The organism is Streptomyces sp. L-9-10 (assembly GCF_004151105.1).
Lineage (GTDB): Bacteria > Actinomycetota > Actinomycetes > Streptomycetales > Streptomycetaceae > Streptomyces.
On sequence record NZ_PHRF01000163.1, the window covers coordinates 1 to 19,058 of the forward strand.

Here is a 19,058-nt window from a genome sequence, read left to right on the forward strand (position 1 = left end):
ATCGGTCACCAGGTCCACCGCCATCGCCTCGCGGCGCAACCCCGCCACCAGAGCCCGCCCCATCAGCGGCTCGTCCTCCACGACGAGTACGCGCACGTCTCCGTCCTCCTCCGCCGGCGCCGCGGTCGGGGGCGTGCGCGCGACTCGTAGCGCTGGATACACACACTCCGGCGATCGTGCCGATCACCACTTCGCGGCGATCCCCCCGACCGGCGCCGCGAGCGGGATCGCGTTCGGCCGGTTCCGGCAAAGAGCGTATCCGGCGGTCACGGCCGCGCCAAGCGCCGCCCCGCCCGCCCTGCTCAGCCCCGCCCGGCACCGACAGGCGGTGGGCTCCGGCGTGTGCTTTCACTTCTGAGTTCACACGCTTGCACAAATGACAATTGGGCGGCTTTCGGCCGTTGACGTGACCAAATGCGGCCGATTTACTCCCTGTCGTACCGACGTGGACCACTCGTCGGCAGTGGTACGCGACACCGCGCCCGGGGGTGACGCGGGGCCGCGGGACGGCCGCCGCGCCCCGGGGTCGCTCGCCTCCGCCCGCCCCGCCTCCACAGGGAGCCGTATGCCGCCAACCTTCGACCTGCTTGTCATCGGGGACGCCAACCCGCACGTCATCCTCGATCCGCTCGACGCACCGCTCGCCTTCGGCCGGCGCGAACAGCTCGTCGACGGCGGCACCCTCACTCTCGGCGGGTCCGCGGCCATCACCGCCTGCGGCGCCGCCCGGCTGGGGCTGCGTGTGGCCTTCGCCGGCCGTGTCGGCGACGACGACGCCGGCGCCTACGTCCGCGACCGGCTCGCGGCCCACGGTGTGAACACCCACGCGCTGCGCGTGGACGACACACTGCCCACGCCGCTCACCGTGGTCGTGACCCGGGGAGGCGACCGGGCCATGGTCACCGCGCCCGGCGTACTGGCCGCCACCACCGGGTACGACGTGCCCGAACGGCTGCTGACCACGTCGGGGCATGTCCACACCGCCTCCTTCTTCCTCATGCCGAAACTGGCGGCGGATCTGCCGCAGCTGTTCGGGACCGCGCAGGCGGCCGGTGTGACGACCTCTCTCGACACCAACGACGACCCCTCGGGCGGATGGGATCACACCGCGCTCGCGCCCGTCCTCGCCGGTACCGACCTCCTGCTGCCCGACGCCTACGAGGCGGGCCGGCTGGCCGGCACCGACGGCGCCTGCGTCAGGACGGCGGCGGAACTCCTCGCGCGGCAGGGCCCGTTGGTCGCCGTCAAGAACGGGGCGGAGGGCGCCCTGTGCCATGACGGCGACACACTGCTCGCCACGGCCGGGATCCGTGTGACGCCGCAGGACTCCATCGGCGCGGGCGACAGCTTCAACGCCGGATTCATCGCCGCTCGGCTGGCGGGCCGGCCGCCCGCCGACGCGCTCGGCATCGCGGCCGTGTGCGGAGCGCTGTCGACCCGGGGCCGCGGCGGCGCCACCGCACAGCCCACCTGGACAGAAGCCCTGGCCCACCTCACCGCTCGCTGAGCGGTGCTCCCCGCGCCCGACCCCCAGGGAGAACCATGTCCCACACCAGCGACGAGATCGCCACCCAGCCGGAGTGCTGGGAGCGCGTGATACGCGAACTGCCGCTCCACGCACCGGCGTTGCCCGCCCCGGGCGAGCGGGTCGCGGTCATCGGCTGCGGTACCTCGCTGTTCATGGCCCAGGCCTACGCGCGGCTGCGCGAAGGCGCCGGTCACGGCACCACCGACATCTATCCGGCGTCCGAGGCGAAGCTGCTCCGGCCCTACCACCGGATCCTCGCCCTGAGCCGGTCGGGCACCACCACCGAGGTCCTGTCGGCGCTCAAGGGCGCCGGAGCCGGGGCGCGTATCACCACGATCACGGCCGTCGCCGACTCCCCGGCGGCGGCCCTGGCCCATGACGTGATCTGCCTGGACTACGCCGGCGAACGGTCCGTGGTGCAGACACGGTTCCCCACCACCGAACTGATGCTGCTGCGTGCCCACCTCGGCCTGCCCACCGCTCGCGCGCTCGCCGATGTGACCACCGCGCTCAGCGCTCCGCTGCCCGGCGAGCTGGTCCGGGCCGGCCAGATCACCTTCCTCGGTGCCGACTGGAGCATGGGCATCGCCCACGAGGCGGCGCTGAAGGTGCGCGGGACCGCGGCCCACTGGACGGAGTCGTACTCCGCCATGGAGTACCGGCACGGCCCCATGACCGTGGCCCGCCGGGGCCGGGCCGTGTGGAGCCTCGCCCCCGTGCCGGACTCGCTCGCCCGCCGGGTCGCGGCCACCGGGGCGTACGTACGCCGCCCGCGGCTGGACCCGCTGGCCGAACTGGTCCTCGCGCAGAGACTCGCGGTCCGTCTCGCCGAGGCCACCGGCCGGGATCCCGACCGGCCCGCCCATCTCGCGCGCTCGGTCGTTCTCGACCCCCTCGGCTGAACCCCCCCGAACCCCCCTCTCCCGGTCAGGACGTGTCTCATGCCCCTCACTCCCACCCAGCGGGTTCTCGACGCCACGCCACTCGCGGCGTGCGCCTTCAACGTCGTGCTCATCGAGCAGCTCGAAGCGGTCGTCGACGGCGCCGAGCGTGCCGGGCTGCCGGTGATCGCGCAGATCAGCGAGAACGCCGTGGCCTACCGCGGCGCGCTCGCGCCGCTGGCCGCGGCGGCCCGCGCGGCCGCCGACGCCGCGCGGGTACCCGTGGCACTCCATCTGGACCATGCCACCCGGGTCGAGCTCATCGAGGAGGCCGTGGCGTGCGGCTTCACGTCCGTCATGTACGACGGGGCGCGGCTGCCCTGGGAGCGGAACGTGGCCCTCACCCGGGAGGTCGCCCGGTGGTGCCATGAACGCGGTGTGTTCGTCGAGGCGGAGCTGGGTGAGATCGGCGGCAAGAACGGCGCGCACGCGCCGGGTGTCCGCACCGATCCTGCCGAGGCGGCGCGGTTCGTCGCCGATACCGGGGTCGACGCCCTGGCCGTCGCGGTCGGCACATCCCATCAGATGACCGAGCGGACCGCCGCGGTCGATCTGGACCTCGTCCGCGCGCTGCACACCGCCGTACCGGTGCCGCTGGTGCTGCACGGCTCGTCAGGGGCCGATGACGCGACACTCGCGGGGGCCGTGCGCGCCGGAATGAAGAAGATCAATATGTCGACCCATCTCAACACGGTCTTCACGGGGGCGGTTCGGGCGGCGCTCGGCACCGGGCCCGCCGTGGTCGACCCGCGCCGCTACCTCGGGCCGGCCCGCGAGGCCATGGCCGCTGAAGTGGCCCGTCTGCTGCGACGGCTGGGCGCCGCCGCGTCCTGACCCCTGCCCACGCCACTGAGCCGTGGCTGACGTGGCTGACGTGGCCGACGACCGCTCAGCCGTATCCGCCGGCCGCGCCGGTCCCTACGCGCGGCCGGCCTCCTCACACCTGCTCGCCGTCCCGCACGAGGAAGCCACGCTGGTGCTGGTCGCGGAAGCCACTGGGCGAAAGGCCCACCCGGCGGTTGAAGACGCGGGTGAAGTAGGCGGGATCGTCGTAGCCGACGCGGCGCGCGATGGACGAGACCGGCAGATCCGTCGTGGCCAGCATTTCCTTGGCCCTGCCGAGACGGATCGTCATCACGAAGTCCTTCGGTGTGGAGCCGGCCAAGCGCCTTACCACCTCGCGCAGTTCGGCGACCGACACGCCAAGACGCCTCGCGTGCTCGGCGATCGAGACGGCCAGACAGGCGTCACGCGTCAGGCCGGAGAGCACCATTCCGTACCGTGAGGACTCGTCGGCCCGCTCCCGGCGAAGGGCGAGCAGGACCTCGTGGACGAGCGCCGACGTCTCGGTCTCCAGGTACGGGCTTCCCCTGCGGCACGCCTGGGCCACCCTGCTGATGGCGCGTACCGCGGGCTCGGCGTTCGTCAGGGCCGAGACCGGTGTGTCGGTTTCGATGAAGCCGAGCGCCTCGTACGCCTCGGTGGCCTGACCGGTGAAGTCGATGAACCACTCGGTCCATCCCGGGTCGTTGACCCCGTAGTGGTGCACCACGTGGGGGCGGAGCCAGAGCACCGCCGGCGCCACCACGGCGATCGTGGGCCCGTCCGCCGTACGGAACCAGCCGGAGCCCCGGGAGACGACAACGGCGACGTGGTGCGGGAGCGTTCGGGGGCCCACGGTGGGCAGCCGGCCGTCCTGGTGGCCCACACCGAGACACATCAGACCGAGCCTGCGGTGTGTGGGGCCGGGCGTGAGGTAGTGCATCCATTGCAGGTACGGCAGTGCCACGGCAGTCCCCTTTGCCCGATCCATGTGCGGCCGGGGTGCGTCGTGTTCCCGGCAGGTGCGATCCCGAACGGTTCCGCACGGGGGCTTCGGAGAACGTAAGGTTTCGTTCCCCGCCCGCACCGGATTCATCACAGCACTTCGCCCCGCCGGTCAGCTGATCGGCGGGGCGAAGTCTCAGGCGTCAGCCGCAGCGGAACATCGCGTCACCCCAGGCACTGTGATCGCTGGAGTTGCCGTCTCCTCCGTCCGTGGTGACGAGCTCGACCTCCTTGGCGCCACCGAGTTCGAGGTCGAGGTCGATGGTCTTGGTGGTGCGGTCCACCAGAGGGCTGGTGTAGAGCGTCTTACCGTCGGCGATCACGGAGAACCCCACGGTGCCGTAACCGGACTTGTCGTCCAGGCCGATTCTGGCCGTGAACCTGGAGCAGCCGCCGCCGAGGTCGTACACCGCCTCCGAGGGCGCGTGCGCGCCCAGGCCCTTCTCGTAGACGTCGCCGTTGATCCGGATGGCGTCGCCGTCGTTGGCCTTGTCCTCCCCGATGGCGTGGTCGCGTTCGACGGGCCCCCAGGCGCTGGTCGCGCTCTTCCAGGCGAGATCGCTCGCGTAGACGTCGGCCTTGGGCGAGGTGACGTAGTCACGGGACGAGAGGGCGAACACATGGAGATTCGCCTCGGTCGGCAGGGTGATGGACCTGACCGTCTTGCCCGGGTCGAGCGGCACACTGTTGTAGAAGACGGTGGAGTCGCCGTTCTGCGGACCGTCGGGCGAGTTCCTCACCTTCGTTGTGGCGACCGCGCGCGCTCCGTAGGCCCCTCGGTCCGTGGACGTCCAGGCGGGCAGCCCGAGCTGGGCCGTCGAGGTGGTCCCGTCGGTGTACCGGACGACCAGGTCTCCGGCCGATCCGGCAGTGGCCGTACCCAGCACGCCGAGCACGCCCTTGGCGGTGGTCCGTATCGTCTGTCCCCTGGCCGAGACATTGTCCTTCTCGCCGGGCCGTGTGTCCGGCCAGGTGAACTCCATGTTGTCCACGGTCTTCTTGCCACCGGGTGTGAGACCGGCCGCCTCCAGAGCGGAACGGTCGAAACTGCGGCCCTTGTCGTCGAGTCCGCCCTGCCCGACGGTGGCGGTGTCGGTCGTACCGACGGTGTCGAACGCCTCGGTCAGTCCCGGATGGACGACGGGGACGTCGGCTTCGGCGCTCGTCCGCAGCTTCGTCCCGTTCCAGGTGTACGAGGCCGCCGTGCGCACCACACCGTTCTTGGCGTTCGCGGCGGGCGTGACCCGATAGGTGACGGTGTTCTTGCCGTGCGCCGGAACGCTGTCGATCGTGGTGGGCGTGCCGGCGGTGGCCTGCCAGCCCTCGGGGACCGTCAGATCGACCTTCACACCGGTCATCGGCTCACCACTGCGGTTCTCGACGGTGACCGTGGCCTCCGTGGCTCCCCCGGGGGCCACCTCGTCGGGCGCGAAGGACACCGAGGTCGGCGCGCCGCACTCGGAGCCCGCGGCCTTGCCGAGGTCTTCCACCATGAGATTGTCGAAGGACATCGACGGGGGGAAGTCGCCGCCCTTGCCTTCGGAGATCTGGCCCAGTGCGAGATTCACCCCGGCGCAGCCGCCGGTGGTGAACGCCAGGTCCGCGCTCCGGACCGGAGCCGGGCCCTGGGGTGGCAGGGAGTCCGTCCAGCCCGACGGCTTGGGGTCACCGGCCGGGGGCGGGCTGTCCAGCGACCGGTCGGTGGTGGCCCGCAGCGGCTCGGTGACCACCGGCTTCTCGCCGGAGCGTACGAGGAACTCGAAGGTGTCCGCGCTGTCCGCCGCGTAGTCGAACCGTACGCGGTAGGCGCGGCCCGGCTGGAAGCGCATGCTGCCCGGCCAGGTCTGGAGCTTCACTCCGGTGTTCTTCTCGGCGATCTTCAGGGAGAACGAGTCCCGCAGCGCGTCCCGGGTGTAGCCGGGGTTGGCCTCGGCCAGATGGATTCCGGCCTCGCCTTCCTGCGTCTGGATGAAGGGGCCGAACCCCTGGTCCACCGCCTCGAAGTTCTCGGTGAACTGGGTGGGCGTGGCTCCGTCGGTACGGACGATCCGTACGTCGGTGAACGCGGTGGAGCCCTCCCCCGGGCCCGCCGACAGCTTCACGTCCGCGCGGCCGTCCTCGCCGACGGTGAAGACGACCTTGAGCTTCTGGTAGGGCATGCCCGACAGATGACTGTCCGCGTCCTTCAACGCCGGGGGTGTGGTGTCGATCCAGGTCTCCCTGCCGTTGACACGCAGTGCGGCGCGCCGGCCGGGGGCGGTCGTCGTCCATACGGCGGCCGTGTAGGTGCCGGCGGCCAGCTTGTCGCTCCGCTGGGTGGCCTGGCCCGTGCCGGAGAGGCGCAGCTCGGGCCAGCCGCGGCCGTCACGCCCGACCTTGGCGTTGGTGCCCTTCCAGCCCGTCAGATCACCGCTGGTGAAGGAGGGGTTGGCCAGCGGGCCGCCCTCGCCGAAGGTCACCTTCCGGAGAGTCTGCTTCTGCTTCGGCGGGACCAGCAGGTAGGGGGTCTTGGCCTCGGCGGTGAGCTTGACCGTACCGTCGCGGACCTCGACCTTGCCGAGGCTCTTCCGGCCCGTGTCGCTGAGCCGGTACAGGTCGTAGCTGCCGTTCTGACGCCAGGAGGGGGGAACCTTCCAGCTGGTGGTACCGCCGTCCGCGTTCCAGTGGTACGCCTTCTCGGACTTCTCGGACGTCGACGCGGGCCAGGGCAGCAGGTAGGCGTCGCCGTCGAGCACGGTGCGCCCGTCCTGCGTGTAGCGGACCTTGCCATCGACCTTGGCGGTCGTGACGCCGCCGGACAGGCCGATCTTGTCGTCGGACCAGTTGGTGATCTCGAAGTTCTGCAGATACTTGGTGGGCAGGTTCCGAGAGTAGACGGTCTCCAGCCACCGGTTGACGTCGTGTTCGCCGTGCCAGTCGCCTATGCCGTCACTGTTCACTCCGCCCAGCAGCTCGTTGCCCTTCTGCACCCAGGCGTCCGTGAACCCGTTGTAGACGAAGCGGAGGATGTCGCTGTTGACGCCGTTGTCGGGATAGTCGGCGGACTGGTGGTACCAAGTGACGTAGGGCCAGAGGTAGGACGGCCACTCGGTGTGCAGGGCCAGGCCGTTGTCGTTGTAGTTCTTGGCGAGCTTCCAGGCGTCCCAGTCCTCACCGAAGAACGCGTCGTTGTAGACGAAATCGAGGCCGGGGACCTCCTTCTTCAGCTGCTTCACACGCTCGGCGTGCGGTCCTGAGAGGTCCTTGGACTTGTTGAAACAGTAGTGTGCGTCCGACCAGAAATAACACGGCTTGGTGGAGTCGAGACGGTCCCAGCGGAACGCCTTGGACTCCAGCAGCTGGCCCTCCTGCGAGACGTGCACGCCGATCTTGGCCCCGTACTTGCCGGCGCTGTTCGCCAGCGTGTTGAGGTCCTTGAGGCCGCCCGCGCGGTTGTTGTAGTGGCCGGCGTAGTCGGGGTGGGAGGAGTCGTGGCCCTCGCCTCCGTACCCCTTGAGCTGGATCGACTGGCCGAGCCCGTCGGTGGCGAGGTATCCCTTCTTCACGTTGTCGAGCGCGCGCAGGAAGGGGTTCTGAGCGCCGCTCATGAAGTTCATGGAGATGTAGCTCACGGGTGTGTTCGCGACGTCCTCGCCGCCCTTGGGCTTCGGGGCGATCTTCCGGTAGGCGATCGCGCCGTCCTGCCAGTCGACCCGGCCGTCGTCATTGCTCTCGCCGGTCACCGCGACCTTCAGCGCGGGCGGGACGACCTTCTCGCCGTCGGGGCCCCGGTAGGTCCAGGTGTTGCTCCAGACACCGGAGCGCTTGTCGGCACCGGTGCCGGTGGTCTGGCGCAGCAGCGGCCCGAAGGTACTGATGGAGGAGGACCAGACGGCCGCCGCGGCGCGCGAGGAGTTGACGATGGCCACATTGGTCTTCTGCGGTGTCTCGTCGGTCTTGGCGTCGGAGACGGGCTGATACGTGTCCCACTTGTCTCCGGCGCCCTGATAGGTGCTGCGCGTCCGGACCGAGGTGAGCTGCTCGCCGGGCTTTCCGGAGACGATGGACTGGTCCGGGATCGCCAGCGTGGTGACCTCGGCGCTGCCGCGTTCCTCGATGCCGGTGACCTCGAACGTCAGCACACCGCCGGCGACGGAGAGCCGGGCGACGACCGTCAGGTCCAGCTCGTCCACCGTCATCCGGTAGTCGATCCGGTCCGCGGCGGGTGTCGCCTTCACCGCGGGCGTGTACTCCTTGCCGTTGATCTGCAATCGGTCGATGGCCCGGGGCTGGCCGTCGAGTCGTGCTCCGTCGCGCGTCAGGTATCCGATGACGCGGGGGAAGTCCGGGTCCACCTCGACGGCCAGCTCGGGCGAGCTGATCGTGACCGCCGATGACACGGACGCGGCCGATACGGCCGGCGCGGCGGCGGGGGCCGGTGGGGCCCCCAGACCGCCGACGGCGACCGCCATCGCGATGATGACAGGGATGCGTCTCACGTGCTTGCTCCGCAAGGTTGTAGGGACTGTTCGACGTGGTAGGGACTGATCGGCAGGGGTGCGAGCGGGGGCGCTACGCCTTCACGGCTCCGTCGGCGAGGCCCGAGCGCCAGTAGCGGTTGAGCCCGAGGAAGGCCACGATCAGCGGGAGCACGGAGATCAGCGAACCCGTGATGGTCAGGTGGTAGAAGGTCTGGTTCTGCGCGCTGTTCCAGAAGAAGAGCCCGAGCGTGGCCGGCCACAGGCTGTTGTCCGCGAGCATGACCAGGGGCAGGAAGAAGTTGTTCCAGATGGCCACGAACTGGAACAGGAAGATCGTGACCAGGGCGGGCGACATGAGCCGCAGTCCGACCGTCCAGAACGCCCGTATCTCACCGGAGCCGTCCACCCGTGTCGCGTCGAGCAGTTCGTCGGGGACGGAGTCCGCCGCGTAGACCTTGGCGAGATACACACCGAAGGGGCTGACCACGCTCGGGATGAACACGGCCCAGAAGGTGTTGTCGAGACTGACCGAGGAGGCCAGCAGGTACTGGGGAAGCGCGAGAAGCGGCGCCGGGATGAGGAGTGCGGCGATGATGACGGTGAAGAGGCCGCCGCTGCCGCGGAAGGGAAGCTTGGCGAGGGCGAAGCCCGCCGCCGCGGCCAGGAGTGTTCCGGCCAGGGCGCCACCGCCCGCGTAGAGCAGGCTGTTGAGCATCCACCGGGCGAACACACCGTCCTGCCAGGCGAAGACCTGTCGTATGTTCTCGGGCAGGGAGAACTGGTCGGAGAACCAGAAGGCGTTGCCGTCGAACAGCGCGGAGCTGGATTTGGTCGACGACACCGTCAGCCACCAGACCGGCAGCAGGAAGTAGACGCCGACGACGAACATCCCGAAGGTGGCGATGACCTGGCCGGGCAGCGACGCGCGCTTCATCGTGCCCTCCGTTCCGTGAGCTTGAAGAAGAGGAAGGACAGCACGCAGGTGGTCAGCGCCAGGAGTACGGCGATGGCCGCGGCGTAGTGGTAGTCATTGGCGCCGAAGGCGGCCTGGTAGGCGGCCATCGCGGGGGTGTAGGTGCTGGTCACGTTGGTGGTGATGGTCCGTATGACGGACGGTTCGTTGAACAGCTGGAGCGAGCCGATGAGCGAGAAGAGCCCGGTCAGCACGATGGCGGGCCTGACCAGCGGGATCTTGATGCTGAGATTGATGCGCAGGGGGGAGGCGCCGTCCATGCGGGCGGCCTCGTACAGCTCCCGGGGCACCGCCTGGAGCGCCGTGTAGATGATGATCATGTTGTAGCCCGTCCATGACCAGGTGACCACGTTGGCCGTGGACCACAACACGGTGCCCGGAGCGAGGAAGTCGATGTCGAGCGCGCCGCGCAACGGGCTGAAGGACGGCAGGTAGAGAAAGGCCCACAGGATCGCCGCGATGACGCCGGGGACCGCGTAGGGCAGGAAGAACGCGAGCTTGAAGAAGCCCGCGAACCGGACGACCGCGCTGTCCAGCAACAGCGCGAGCAGCAGGGCGAGACCGAGCATGACGGGCACCTGCACGACGCCGAACAGGAGCACCCGTCCGACGCCCGAGATGACCGCGTCGTCCGTCAGGACACGGCCGTAGTTGTCGAGCCCGGCGAACACCCGCTCAGGAGCTTGCAGGCCGAGACCCGAGCGTTCCTGCCGGAACAGGCTCTGGTACAGGGCGAATCCGATGGGCAGGACGTACACCCAGGTGAAGAGTGCGAGGAACGGTACGAGCAGCAGCACGCCCGCCCGGGTACGGGACCGGCGCACACCCGGTCTCGCCGCGGGCGCCGGAGCCTTGCTGGTTCCGGTTCCCGCCCCCTGCCGGGCCGGCGGCGGGTCTGTCGCCCGTTCGCCGGCCGTCGTGTGTTCTGTGGCCACCACCATGAGACTCCTTCCAGGCCAGGTGGGAAGGCGGAGCGCGGGGTGCGGAACCCCGCGTCCGCCGGTGTCAGTCGGCGATCGACAGGCCCTTGGCCCGGTAATCGGCGACGACCTTGTCCTGGACCAGGTCGAGGGTGCCGGAGAACGAGGACCCGTCGCCGACGGCCTTGCCGAAGGCGTCCTGGAAGGTGGTGGCGGCCTGGGTCATCACGGGTCCCCACTTCCAGTCGGGATCGGTCCGCGCGGCGGCCTCGTTGAACACGTCATAGATCTTCTGGCCGCCGAAGTACTTCACCGGCTTGTTGGCCTCGGGGAGATCCCGCCCGCTCGTCGCCGCCGGATAGATCCCGGTGACGGTGATGAGGTTGGCGAGGCTCTTGGGATCGGTGCTCATCCATGTGGCGAACTCCGCCGCCTCCTTGGCGTTCTCGCACCCCTTGACCACGGCTGTGGTCGAGCCGCCCTCGTTGCCCGCGGCCTTGCCGCCCTTCTCCCACTGGGGCATGGGCGCGACCGCCCACTTTCCGGCGCTGTCCTTGGCGTTCTCCGTCAGCACTCCGGCCATCCACACCGCGCCGACGGCGGCGGCCGTCTTGCCACTGGACAGGCCCTTCAGCCACTCCGGGCTCCACGGGGTCTCGGTGGTCACCAGCTTGCGGTCGACGAGGTCCTGCCAGTAGCCGGCCACCTTCTTGCTCTCGGGGCCGTCGAAGCCCACCTTCCAGGAGTCGCCGGTGGTACGGAACCACTGCCCGCCGGCCTGGCTCACCAGCCCGCCGAACCAGTAGCTCTCCGTGGAGAAGTTCGTGAGCGCGTACGAGGGATCGGCCTTGCGGAGCTTCTCCGCCGCCGTCCTGAACTCCGCCCAGGTGGTGGGCGGTGCGATGCCGAACTTCGCGAACACGTCCTTGCGGTAGAACAGTGCCTGCGGGCCCACATCGACCGGAATACCGACCACCTGGTCACCGTAGGAGACCTGATTCCAGGCGAAGTCGGAGAACTCCCCTGCCGCGTCGCCGACATGGGGGGCGATGTTCTCCAACGCGCCCTCCGCCAGGAACGTCGGCACGGACTCGAAGCCCACCTGCGCCAGACACGGCGCGTTGCCCGCCTTGACGGCGGAGAACATCTTCTCGTATCCGCCCTTGGCCCCCGCCGGGATGGTCTTGAACGAGACCTGGACGTCCGGGTGAGTGGCGTTCCACAGCGCGGCCGACTTCTCGTAACCCGGCGCCCAGCCCCAGAACTCCAGCGTCTTCTTCCCTCCGGCGCCCCCGCCGCCGTCGCCACCGGACGCGCTGCCGCCGCCGCATCCGCTGATCAGCGCCATTCCGAGGAGCGCCGCTGTCGCGCCCGTGAACCGCTTACCCATGGAATTACCTCTCCTGCAAGTGATGCCGGTTACCGTGGCGCGATTTCGACGCCGGAACCATGGACAAACGTCCGGGATCGCTTGCACTTACGTCGGGAGAAGCTGCCGGGCCGTCAGCGTGTGAGAGGTTCGGGTGTCACCGGGGGATTGGAGAGCAGGGCGGCCGTGGCCGCCTCGACGAAAGTCCTGGACAAGAGTTTCATCTGTACGCTCCCGCGCGAAAAGGAAGGCGGGAGAGTGCCACAGGGGCGTGACACCCTCCCGCCGCTGTCGAGCGGTGAATCCGGGTGTGCCGCGGGTTTTCCTAACTGCCGGCGCCGGCCTTGGTGGTGTAGGTCACCGGGTTGTAATTCTGGCTGGGGCCGCACTTTCCGCTGCCCTGGGCGCAGTCGGCACGACCGAAGGTGTATTCGCGGCCACCGTTGAGGAGTTCGTCGTTCGCGTCGATGACGCGGATGGTGTACGACGTCTTCGCCGGGGAGTTCGCCTCGATGGTGTAGCGCTGGCCGTTGTCGCCGTTCATCTGCGCGCGCCGCCAGGTGGAGCCGTCGAAGTACTCGACGCCGTGAATGCCGTTGGGCAGATTGGTGATGATCAGCGGGGCATAGTACTGCTCGGCCCCTTCGGCGAAGGCGAGTTTGATGTCGCCCTGGTAGTTCGGGGCCGGAATGAACGACCAGTCGATCTTGCGGTTGTTCCAGGCTCCCGCACCGATCAGATCACCGGCCGGCTTCCCGTCGGGCATCGTGAACTGCCCGACCCCGTACCGCGAGACATCGAGATGGTTCCTGTCGGACCGGCACCATTCGTTGCCGTCACCGCAGCTGTCCGTGACGACGGCGTTGAGGGTCGCCCCGTTGTACTTGTCGGGCTTCCAGGTGCCGCCCCTGCAAATTCCTTCTCCCGCCGCGCCTCCGTTGGCCACGCTGCAGAAGTCGCTGAGCTTGATCTGCACCCAGCGCCCGCAGTTGAGACCGTTGTCGTACATGCCCTTGATACTGGACTTGTCCGCCGGAATGGGCCGCGGCGAAGGGTTGCCGGCGAAATCGTTCGGCATGTCCCACACATTGAGCGCCACGAAGTTCTTGCTCTCGATCTCGGCCGGCGGAACGCCACAGGCACCGCCCGCGTCGCCCACCTTGTCGAACCAGGTGCCGACACCCGCATAGGTATCGGTCACCGTCGCCGACGCGGGCATGACGACACCCACGGCAGCCGCCGAGCCCAGTACGAGCATGGAAAGCAGCCCCAGCACAGGGGCCTTGAACCTCTTCTTCGGATTGGGGGATTCCACCACAGCAACCTTTCGTAAGGTAAAGGGATGCGGACCGGGAAATGAATCCTCACCGGTCATGGCGAGGACGCCGCGCAAGTCGGGACACCGCCCGCCGATGGGTCACCGGGATTCCGGTCAGAAATCGGGTGGGCCACGAGCGAGGGGTCCTGCCTGCGGGATTGTGGGGGTTGAGCCGGTTCACGTAACTGACACGCCGGTTGCGACACGCGCGAGTTTTCCGGGAAAGGGTAGGGGGAGTGATCCCACGGGCAGAACGCTAAAGGAGCCATTCACCGGATGACAAGCGATCCCCGTGCCTCTTATTCCGTTTGTCCAACTGCTCACGCGCCCTGTGCAGTTGGCACTCCGCACCGGCCTGCGGTTCCCCGGAGAGAAGCGGACGGACGCGACGGCCCGAGGGCGCGGCGGCCATGGGCACGTCAAGTCGGCGTCAGTGTTGCCGTGTCCGGCGCCAGGGATACGTCAAGAAGGGTGTGCGCGGGGGCGCACAACCGCTTCGGTGAGCGCAGCGGGACCGCCGGGCGCGGGACCGGAAGCGGCCGGGAAGGCGAAGGAATTGAGCGCCGTCGAGTACCGGGAACGTCGTGAGGGTGATCGTCGCCGGCTGCCCGCTCGGCTCTCTCGCCCTGGCGCGATTCTTCCCGAAGAGGTTCTGAGAGACGAGAAGATGGCACGCGGCAGACTCCGGATCTACCTCGGTGCGGCACCGGGCGTGGGCAAGACCTACTCGATGCTGTCCGAGGCACACCGCCGTACCGAGCGGGGCACGGACTGCGTAGTGGCGTTCGTGGAGCACCACGACCGGCCGCGCACCGAGGTCATGCTCCAGGGCCTGGAGGAGATCCCGCGCAAGGAGCTGGAGTACCGCGGCACCGTCTTCACCGAGATGGACGTCGACGCCGTCCTCGCCCGGCACCCCCAGGTGGCCCTGGTCGACGAGCTGCCCCACACGAACATCCCCGGCTCGCGCAACACCAAGCGCTGGCAGGACGTCGAAGAACTGCTGGCCGCCGGCATCGATGTGATCTCGACGGTCAACATCCAGCACCTGGAGTCACTCGGCGACGTCGTCGAGTCGATCACCGGCGTCCGGCAGCAGGAGACCGTGCCGGACGAGGTGGTGCGGCGCGCGGCCCAGATCGAGCTGGTCGACATGTCCCCGCCCGCACTGCGGCGCCGGATGGCGCACGGGAACATCTACCGGCCCGAAAAGGTCGACGCGGCCCTGTCGAACTACTTCCGCCCCGGGAACCTCACCGCGCTCCGGGAGTTGGCGCTGCTGTGGGTCGCCGACCGGGTGGACGAGTACCTGAACGAGTACCGCAGCGCACACCAGGTGTCCAGGATCTGGAGCTCGCGCGAGCGGATCGTGGTCGGGCTGACCGGCGGCCCGGAGGGGCGGACGCTGATCCGCCGGGCGGTACGTCTCGCGGAGAAGGGCGCGGGCGGCGAGGTGCTGGCCGTCCACATCGCGAAGAGTGACGGGCTGACCTCCGCCTCGCCCAAGGAACTGGCCGTCCAGCGCGCCCTGGTGGAGGACTTGGGCGGCACCTTCCACCATGTCGTCGGCGACGACGTCTCCTCGGCCCTCCTGGAGTTCGCGCGCGGGGTGAACGCCACACAGACCGTCCTCGGGGTGTCCCGGCGCAACGGATGGCGGTACGTCTTCGGGCCGGGCGTCGGTGCGACGGTGGCGCGCGATTCCGGCCGGGATCTGGACGTCCACCTCGTGAACCACGACGAAGCCGGCAAGGGGCGCGGGCTGCCGGCCGTACGGGGCGCCCGGCTCGGCCGGTCCCGAACCGTCTGGGGCTGGCTGGCCGGCATCGGTGGCCCCGTACTGCTGACCCTGCTGCTCACCCACGTCGACCCGCAGCTCGGCCTCGCGAACGACATGCTTCTGTTCCTGACACTGACCGTGGCCGCGGCCCTGCTGGGCGGCCTGCCGCCGGCGCTCGCCTCGGCCGCGTTCGGATCGCTGCTCCTCAACTGGTATTTCACCCCGCCGGTGCACCGGCTCACGATCGCCGACCCGGAGAACATCCTCGCGTTGATCATCTTCGTGGCCGTGGCGGTGTCCGTCGCCTCGGTGGTGGACCTGGCCGCCCGTCGCACCCAGCAGGCGGCGCGGCTGCGTGCCGAGTCGGAGATCCTCTCCTTCCTCGCGGGCAGCGTGCTGCGTGGCGAAACCAGTCTTGACGCGCTGCTGGAGCGGGTCCGGGAGACGTTCGGCATGGAATCGGTGGCGCTCCTGGAACGCGAGAGCGACGTCTCTCCCTGGACCTGCGCGGGCAGTGTGGACAGCGCGGGCAGTGTGGACAGCGAGAGCGGCGCGGGCAGCGTGGGTGGTGCGGGCCCGCGTCGGGTGGTCGGCCGCCCGGAGGACGCGGATGTGGGCGTACCGGTCGGCGACCACATGGCACTCGCGCTGTCGGGCCGGGTCCTGCCCGCCTCGGACCGCCGCGTACTGGCCGCCTTCGCCGCGCAGGCCGCCGTGGTCGTGGACCACAGGCGGCTCCAGCACGAGGCCGGCCGGGCGAAGGAGCTGGCGGAGGGCAACCGCATCCGCACCGCGCTGCTCGCCGCCGTGAGCCACGACCTGCGCACCCCGCTGTCCGGGATCAAGGCCTCGGTCTCGTCCCTCCGGTCGGATGACGTGGAATGGTCCGCGGAGGACCGGGCCGAACTCCTCGCGGCGATCGAGGGCGGTACCGACCGTCTCGGTCACCTCGTGGACAACCTTCTCGACATGTCCCGCGTCCAGACGGGCACGGTCACCCCGCTCATCCGCGAGATCGACCTCGACGAGGTCGTCCCCGCGGCGCTCGGCGGCATCTTGGCCCCGGACGTCAACGTCGTCCTGGAGATTCCCGAGACGCTGCCCATGGTGGCCACCGACAAGGGGCTGCTGGAACGGGTGGTCGCCAACATCGTGGAGAACGCCGTCCATTACAGCCCCGCCGACGAGCCGGTCATGGTCTCGGCCAGTGCCCTCGCCGATCGCGTGCACCTACGTGTCGTCGACCGCGGTCCCGGCGTCCCCGACGAAGCCAAGAACCGCGTCTTCGCGCCCTTCCAACGCTACGGCGACGCCCCGCGCGGCAACGGTGTGGGCCTGGGCCTCGCGGTCGCCCGCGGCTTCGCCGAGGCCATGGGCGGCACGCTCGAAGCCGAGGACACCCCCGGTGGCGGCCTCACGATGGTGCTCACGCTCCCCGCGGCTCCCGGCCGGCCTGCCTCCGGCCGCGATCTGCCGGCCACGACGGCGGGATAACCCGCCGCGCGCGGGCCCGTCGAGCGCGGGCCCGCCGCGCACACACGCCGCCCCGGGTCTCGGGTGTCCCCCGCCCGCCCGTTCGGTGTCACCACCGCTATCAAGCCACCCGTCGGCAGGCTCGGCGGGGATTGCGGTTTTTCACGTTCAAAGAACGTTGCATACGGTGTACAAAATACTACGTGCACCAACCCCGCGCGCCTCATCCAACGCTCGGCAGTCTCAAGGACGTTGGCGCGCACGCTCCCGCACGTTCACGCGCGCATGCCCGCGTCGCACGCCGCGGCGCCGGCCACACCCGACCACACCCCGGCCACACCAGACTGAGGGAGGTACTCATGGTGATTTCGCCTGCGAAGCGGTGGCACAGGATCCGCGAACGGGCCGGTATGCCGCTCCTGGGGGGCGTCCGCCCACCCATTGCGGTCCTCGCGGCACTGCTCCTCGTGCTGTCCGGCCTCACCGCCCTGGGCTTAGGCAGGACCGCCCCGGGACTGAGCGACGCGGAGGCGCTCCCCGAGGCGGTACGTATCTCACAGCAGCACTTCGCCGAGGACGGCGCGATCGCGCTCCGCGCCTCACTGGACGAATCGATCACCGACCTCGAACGGACCGCGTCCCTCTTCAACGCGGGCGCCCCGGTCACCGCCGACACCGTCCTCGACAAGCTCGGCAGCGTCTACCAGAAGTGGCGCGGTTCGTCCGTCGTCGAGATCAAGTCCGGCCGACTGCTCGCCGCGCGCGGCGAGAACGTCCCGCTCCTCGCCGTCGACCTGGAGAGCCTCTCCGACGAGGGCAGTCTCGCCCCCCGGCTGATCCGGCTGGAGAACGGTGAGACCCGGCTGCTCATCCTCGCCCTGCTGTCGTGGGACGGTCTGCCCCAGCAGTTGCTGATCACCTCCAACAGCCTGAACGTGCCCGGGGTCAGCCTCGGCAAGTTCCGGGCGATCGCCGTGGCCGACGCGGGCGGTACGGTCCTCAGCAGCGACGGCCCGCAGACGCCCGAGGAGGACGACGCGGACACCCCCGACGTGGGGGTGGGGCGGACCGAGGAGCAACTCCGTGCCTTGGCGGAGCGCTCCGCCGGAACAGCCGGGCAGAACCCCCTCACCACAAGGGAACCCGGTTCCGGCGGCTACCCCGGGGTCAGCGGGTCCACGACCGGCTCCACGCTGATCGGCGGCGAGCGCCCGGTCGCGGGGTACGCGACACTCGCGGCGCCCGAGACGGGCGGGAGCACCGACGCCACGGGGCTCGGCCTCTTCGTGATCACCATGGTGACCGTCCCCGAGAACACCAGCCGGACCGGCGACCCGCTGTTCGGCCTCTGGTCCGCCGCCGCGCTGCTCGTCATCGGGGCGCTCGCGGTGGCCCTGCTGCTCGGTACGGTCCAGCGCCCGCTGCTCCGGCTCGTCGTGGAGAGCCGCCGCCTCACCCGCGGGGATCTCACCCGGCCGGTGACCGTGCCCCGGTTCGGCGAGGCGCGGCGGATCGGCGACGCGCTGGAACGGCTCCGGCTCCAGCTGCTCGGCGGCCTCACCCCCGGCGGCGGAACGGGCAAAGGTACGGGCACACGTACGAGTGCGAGTACGGGCAAGGGCCGTACGGACACCGGGAAGCGGCTCCATGGGCGGCGCGTCGGCACCCGCGCGCTGCTGGCCGGCGGCGGCATCCTGCTGCTGATCTGGTCCGCCCCGATGATGCTGCTGCTCAACCGCGCCGGGGACACCGCCGTCGTACCGCAGCAGCTCGTCAACGACCAGCGCGACCGTACCGACACCGTCACCGACCGGGTACGCCGCGCCCTCAACGAGGGCCACGCCGACCTCCGTTCCGTCGCCACCCTCATCGGCGACCGGACCGCACCCGCGGATATGGCGACGGTCCTCGAACGCACCATGGCCGAGCATCCGCGCTACCGCTCGCTGTACGTGCTCTCCGCCGACGGCTCGGTCCTCGCCAAGGCGGGCGACGACCCGCGGCGCCCCGGCGACAAGCGCACCCGCACCGGCACCGGCACCGGCACCGGCACCGAGCCCATCGCCGTCCTCGGAGAGGGCTCGAAGGAGCCGCGGATCACGGGATACGCCGAACTGCCCGGCCGGGACGGCGCGCTGGTGGTCGGCGAGTTCCGCGTCGACTTCCTCAACTCGCTCCTCAAGCGGCCCGGTCTCGGCCAGATACGGATCGTCGACGCCGAGCGCCGGACCGTGGGCTCCAACACCGGCTACCGCGCGTTCCAGAAACTGCCCTCCAGCAGGCTCGACTCCCTGGTCGAGGCCACCGGCCAGAAGGTCGGCCTCGGCACACGCCCCAGCGGAGTGCTCTTCCGCGACGGCGACAGAATCCTGATCGCCGCGGCCGCCCCCTTCGCCGGCGGCGGAGCGGCCAAGTCGCTCGGCTGGACCGTCGTCAGCTGGCAGCCCGCCTCCGCCCTCGCCATCCCCG

Annotated in this window: 11 protein-coding genes and 1 pseudogene; 5 read left to right on the forward strand and 7 right to left on the reverse strand. The window is 69.9% G+C overall.

All coding sequences use genetic code 11. The features are described from left to right. Positions 1 to 96: pseudogene (locus tag CU044_RS35400) on the reverse strand (response regulator transcription factor); the annotation flags it as partial. A 469-nt stretch (positions 97 to 565) separates the two neighbouring features. Between CU044_RS35400 and CU044_RS35405 the strand changes: the two are divergent. From CU044_RS35405 to CU044_RS35415, 3 genes are read left to right on the forward strand one after another with little or no spacing between them, the layout of a single operon-like run. Then, the gene (locus CU044_RS35405) at positions 566 to 1,507 is read left to right on the forward strand and encodes a carbohydrate kinase family protein (RefSeq protein ID WP_129772859.1); all 942 of its coding nucleotides are present in this window, start codon (positions 566 to 568) and stop codon (positions 1,505 to 1,507) included. A gap of 35 nt (positions 1,508 to 1,542) precedes the next feature. Beyond that, on the forward strand, positions 1,543 to 2,430 hold the full coding sequence (locus CU044_RS35410; RefSeq protein WP_129772860.1) for an SIS domain-containing protein: 888 nt from the start codon (positions 1,543 to 1,545) through the stop codon (positions 2,428 to 2,430). Between the two features lie 39 nt (positions 2,431 to 2,469). Then, positions 2,470 to 3,303 (forward strand): class II fructose-bisphosphate aldolase, encoded by an 834-nt coding sequence (locus CU044_RS35415; RefSeq protein WP_129772861.1) that lies wholly within the window; start codon positions 2,470 to 2,472, stop codon positions 3,301 to 3,303. A 103-nt stretch (positions 3,304 to 3,406) separates the two neighbouring features. On the opposite strand, the gene CU044_RS35420 is transcribed toward CU044_RS35415, so the two are convergent. The 6 genes from CU044_RS35420 to CU044_RS35445 all read right to left on the reverse strand — a co-directional run bounded on the left by CU044_RS35420 (position 3,407) and on the right by CU044_RS35445 (position 13,333). Further along, positions 3,407 to 4,252, reverse strand: a complete 846-nt coding sequence (locus CU044_RS35420; protein ID WP_240046030.1) for a helix-turn-helix domain-containing protein — start codon at positions 4,250 to 4,252, stop codon at positions 3,407 to 3,409. A 187-nt stretch (positions 4,253 to 4,439) separates the two neighbouring features. Next, a complete protein-coding gene (locus CU044_RS35425; protein ID WP_129772863.1) occupies positions 4,440 to 8,774 on the reverse strand; it encodes an endo-alpha-N-acetylgalactosaminidase family protein in 4,335 nt (1,444 codons plus the stop codon). Positions 8,775 to 8,847: 73 nt separating this feature from the next. After that, complete coding sequence (locus CU044_RS35430) at positions 8,848 to 9,690, reverse strand: carbohydrate ABC transporter permease (RefSeq protein ID WP_205124137.1); 843 nt, start codon at positions 9,688 to 9,690, stop codon at positions 8,848 to 8,850. Further along, complete coding sequence (locus CU044_RS35435; protein ID WP_240046028.1) at positions 9,687 to 10,664, reverse strand: sugar ABC transporter permease; 978 nt, start codon at positions 10,662 to 10,664, stop codon at positions 9,687 to 9,689. Before CU044_RS35435 ends, CU044_RS35430 begins: the two co-directional genes overlap by 4 nt. A 70-nt stretch (positions 10,665 to 10,734) precedes the next feature. Beyond that, positions 10,735 to 12,039 carry a sugar ABC transporter substrate-binding protein gene (locus CU044_RS35440; RefSeq protein WP_240046029.1) on the reverse strand — a complete coding sequence of 435 codons (1,305 nt, stop codon included), beginning with the start codon at positions 12,037 to 12,039 and terminating at the stop codon, positions 10,735 to 10,737. Between the two features lie 304 nt (positions 12,040 to 12,343). Then, positions 12,344 to 13,333, reverse strand: a complete 990-nt coding sequence (locus CU044_RS35445; protein WP_129772865.1) for an RlpA-like double-psi beta-barrel domain-containing protein — start codon at positions 13,331 to 13,333, stop codon at positions 12,344 to 12,346. Positions 13,334 to 14,003: 670 nt separating this feature from the next. On the opposite strand from CU044_RS35445, the gene CU044_RS35450 reads away from it, so the two are divergent. After that, a complete protein-coding gene (locus CU044_RS35450; RefSeq protein ID WP_129772866.1) occupies positions 14,004 to 16,610 on the forward strand; it encodes a DUF4118 domain-containing protein in 2,607 nt (868 codons plus the stop codon). Between the two features lie 338 nt (positions 16,611 to 16,948). Continuing rightward, on the forward strand, positions 16,949 to 19,058 hold a 2,110-nt coding region (locus CU044_RS35455), incomplete at its 3' end, for a HAMP domain-containing protein (RefSeq protein ID WP_129772867.1).

Excerpts from the sequence above, each read along its gene's own strand:
- CU044_RS35405 (WP_129772859.1), top strand. The coding sequence starts at position 566 with ATGCCGCCAACCTTCGACCTGCTTGTCATCGGGGACGCCAACCCGCAC.
- CU044_RS35410 (WP_129772860.1), top strand. The coding sequence starts at position 1,543 with ATGTCCCACACCAGCGACGAGATCGCCACCCAGCCGGAGTGCTGGGAG.
- CU044_RS35415 (WP_129772861.1), top strand. The coding sequence starts at position 2,470 with ATGCCCCTCACTCCCACCCAGCGGGTTCTCGACGCCACGCCACTCGCG.
- CU044_RS35430 (WP_205124137.1), bottom strand. The coding sequence starts at position 9,690 with ATGAAGCGCGCGTCGCTGCCCGGCCAGGTCATCGCCACCTTCGGGATG.
- CU044_RS35440 (WP_240046029.1), bottom strand. The coding sequence starts at position 12,039 with ATGGGTAAGCGGTTCACGGGCGCGACAGCGGCGCTCCTCGGAATGGCG.
- CU044_RS35450 (WP_129772866.1), top strand. The coding sequence starts at position 14,004 with ATGGCACGCGGCAGACTCCGGATCTACCTCGGTGCGGCACCGGGCGTG.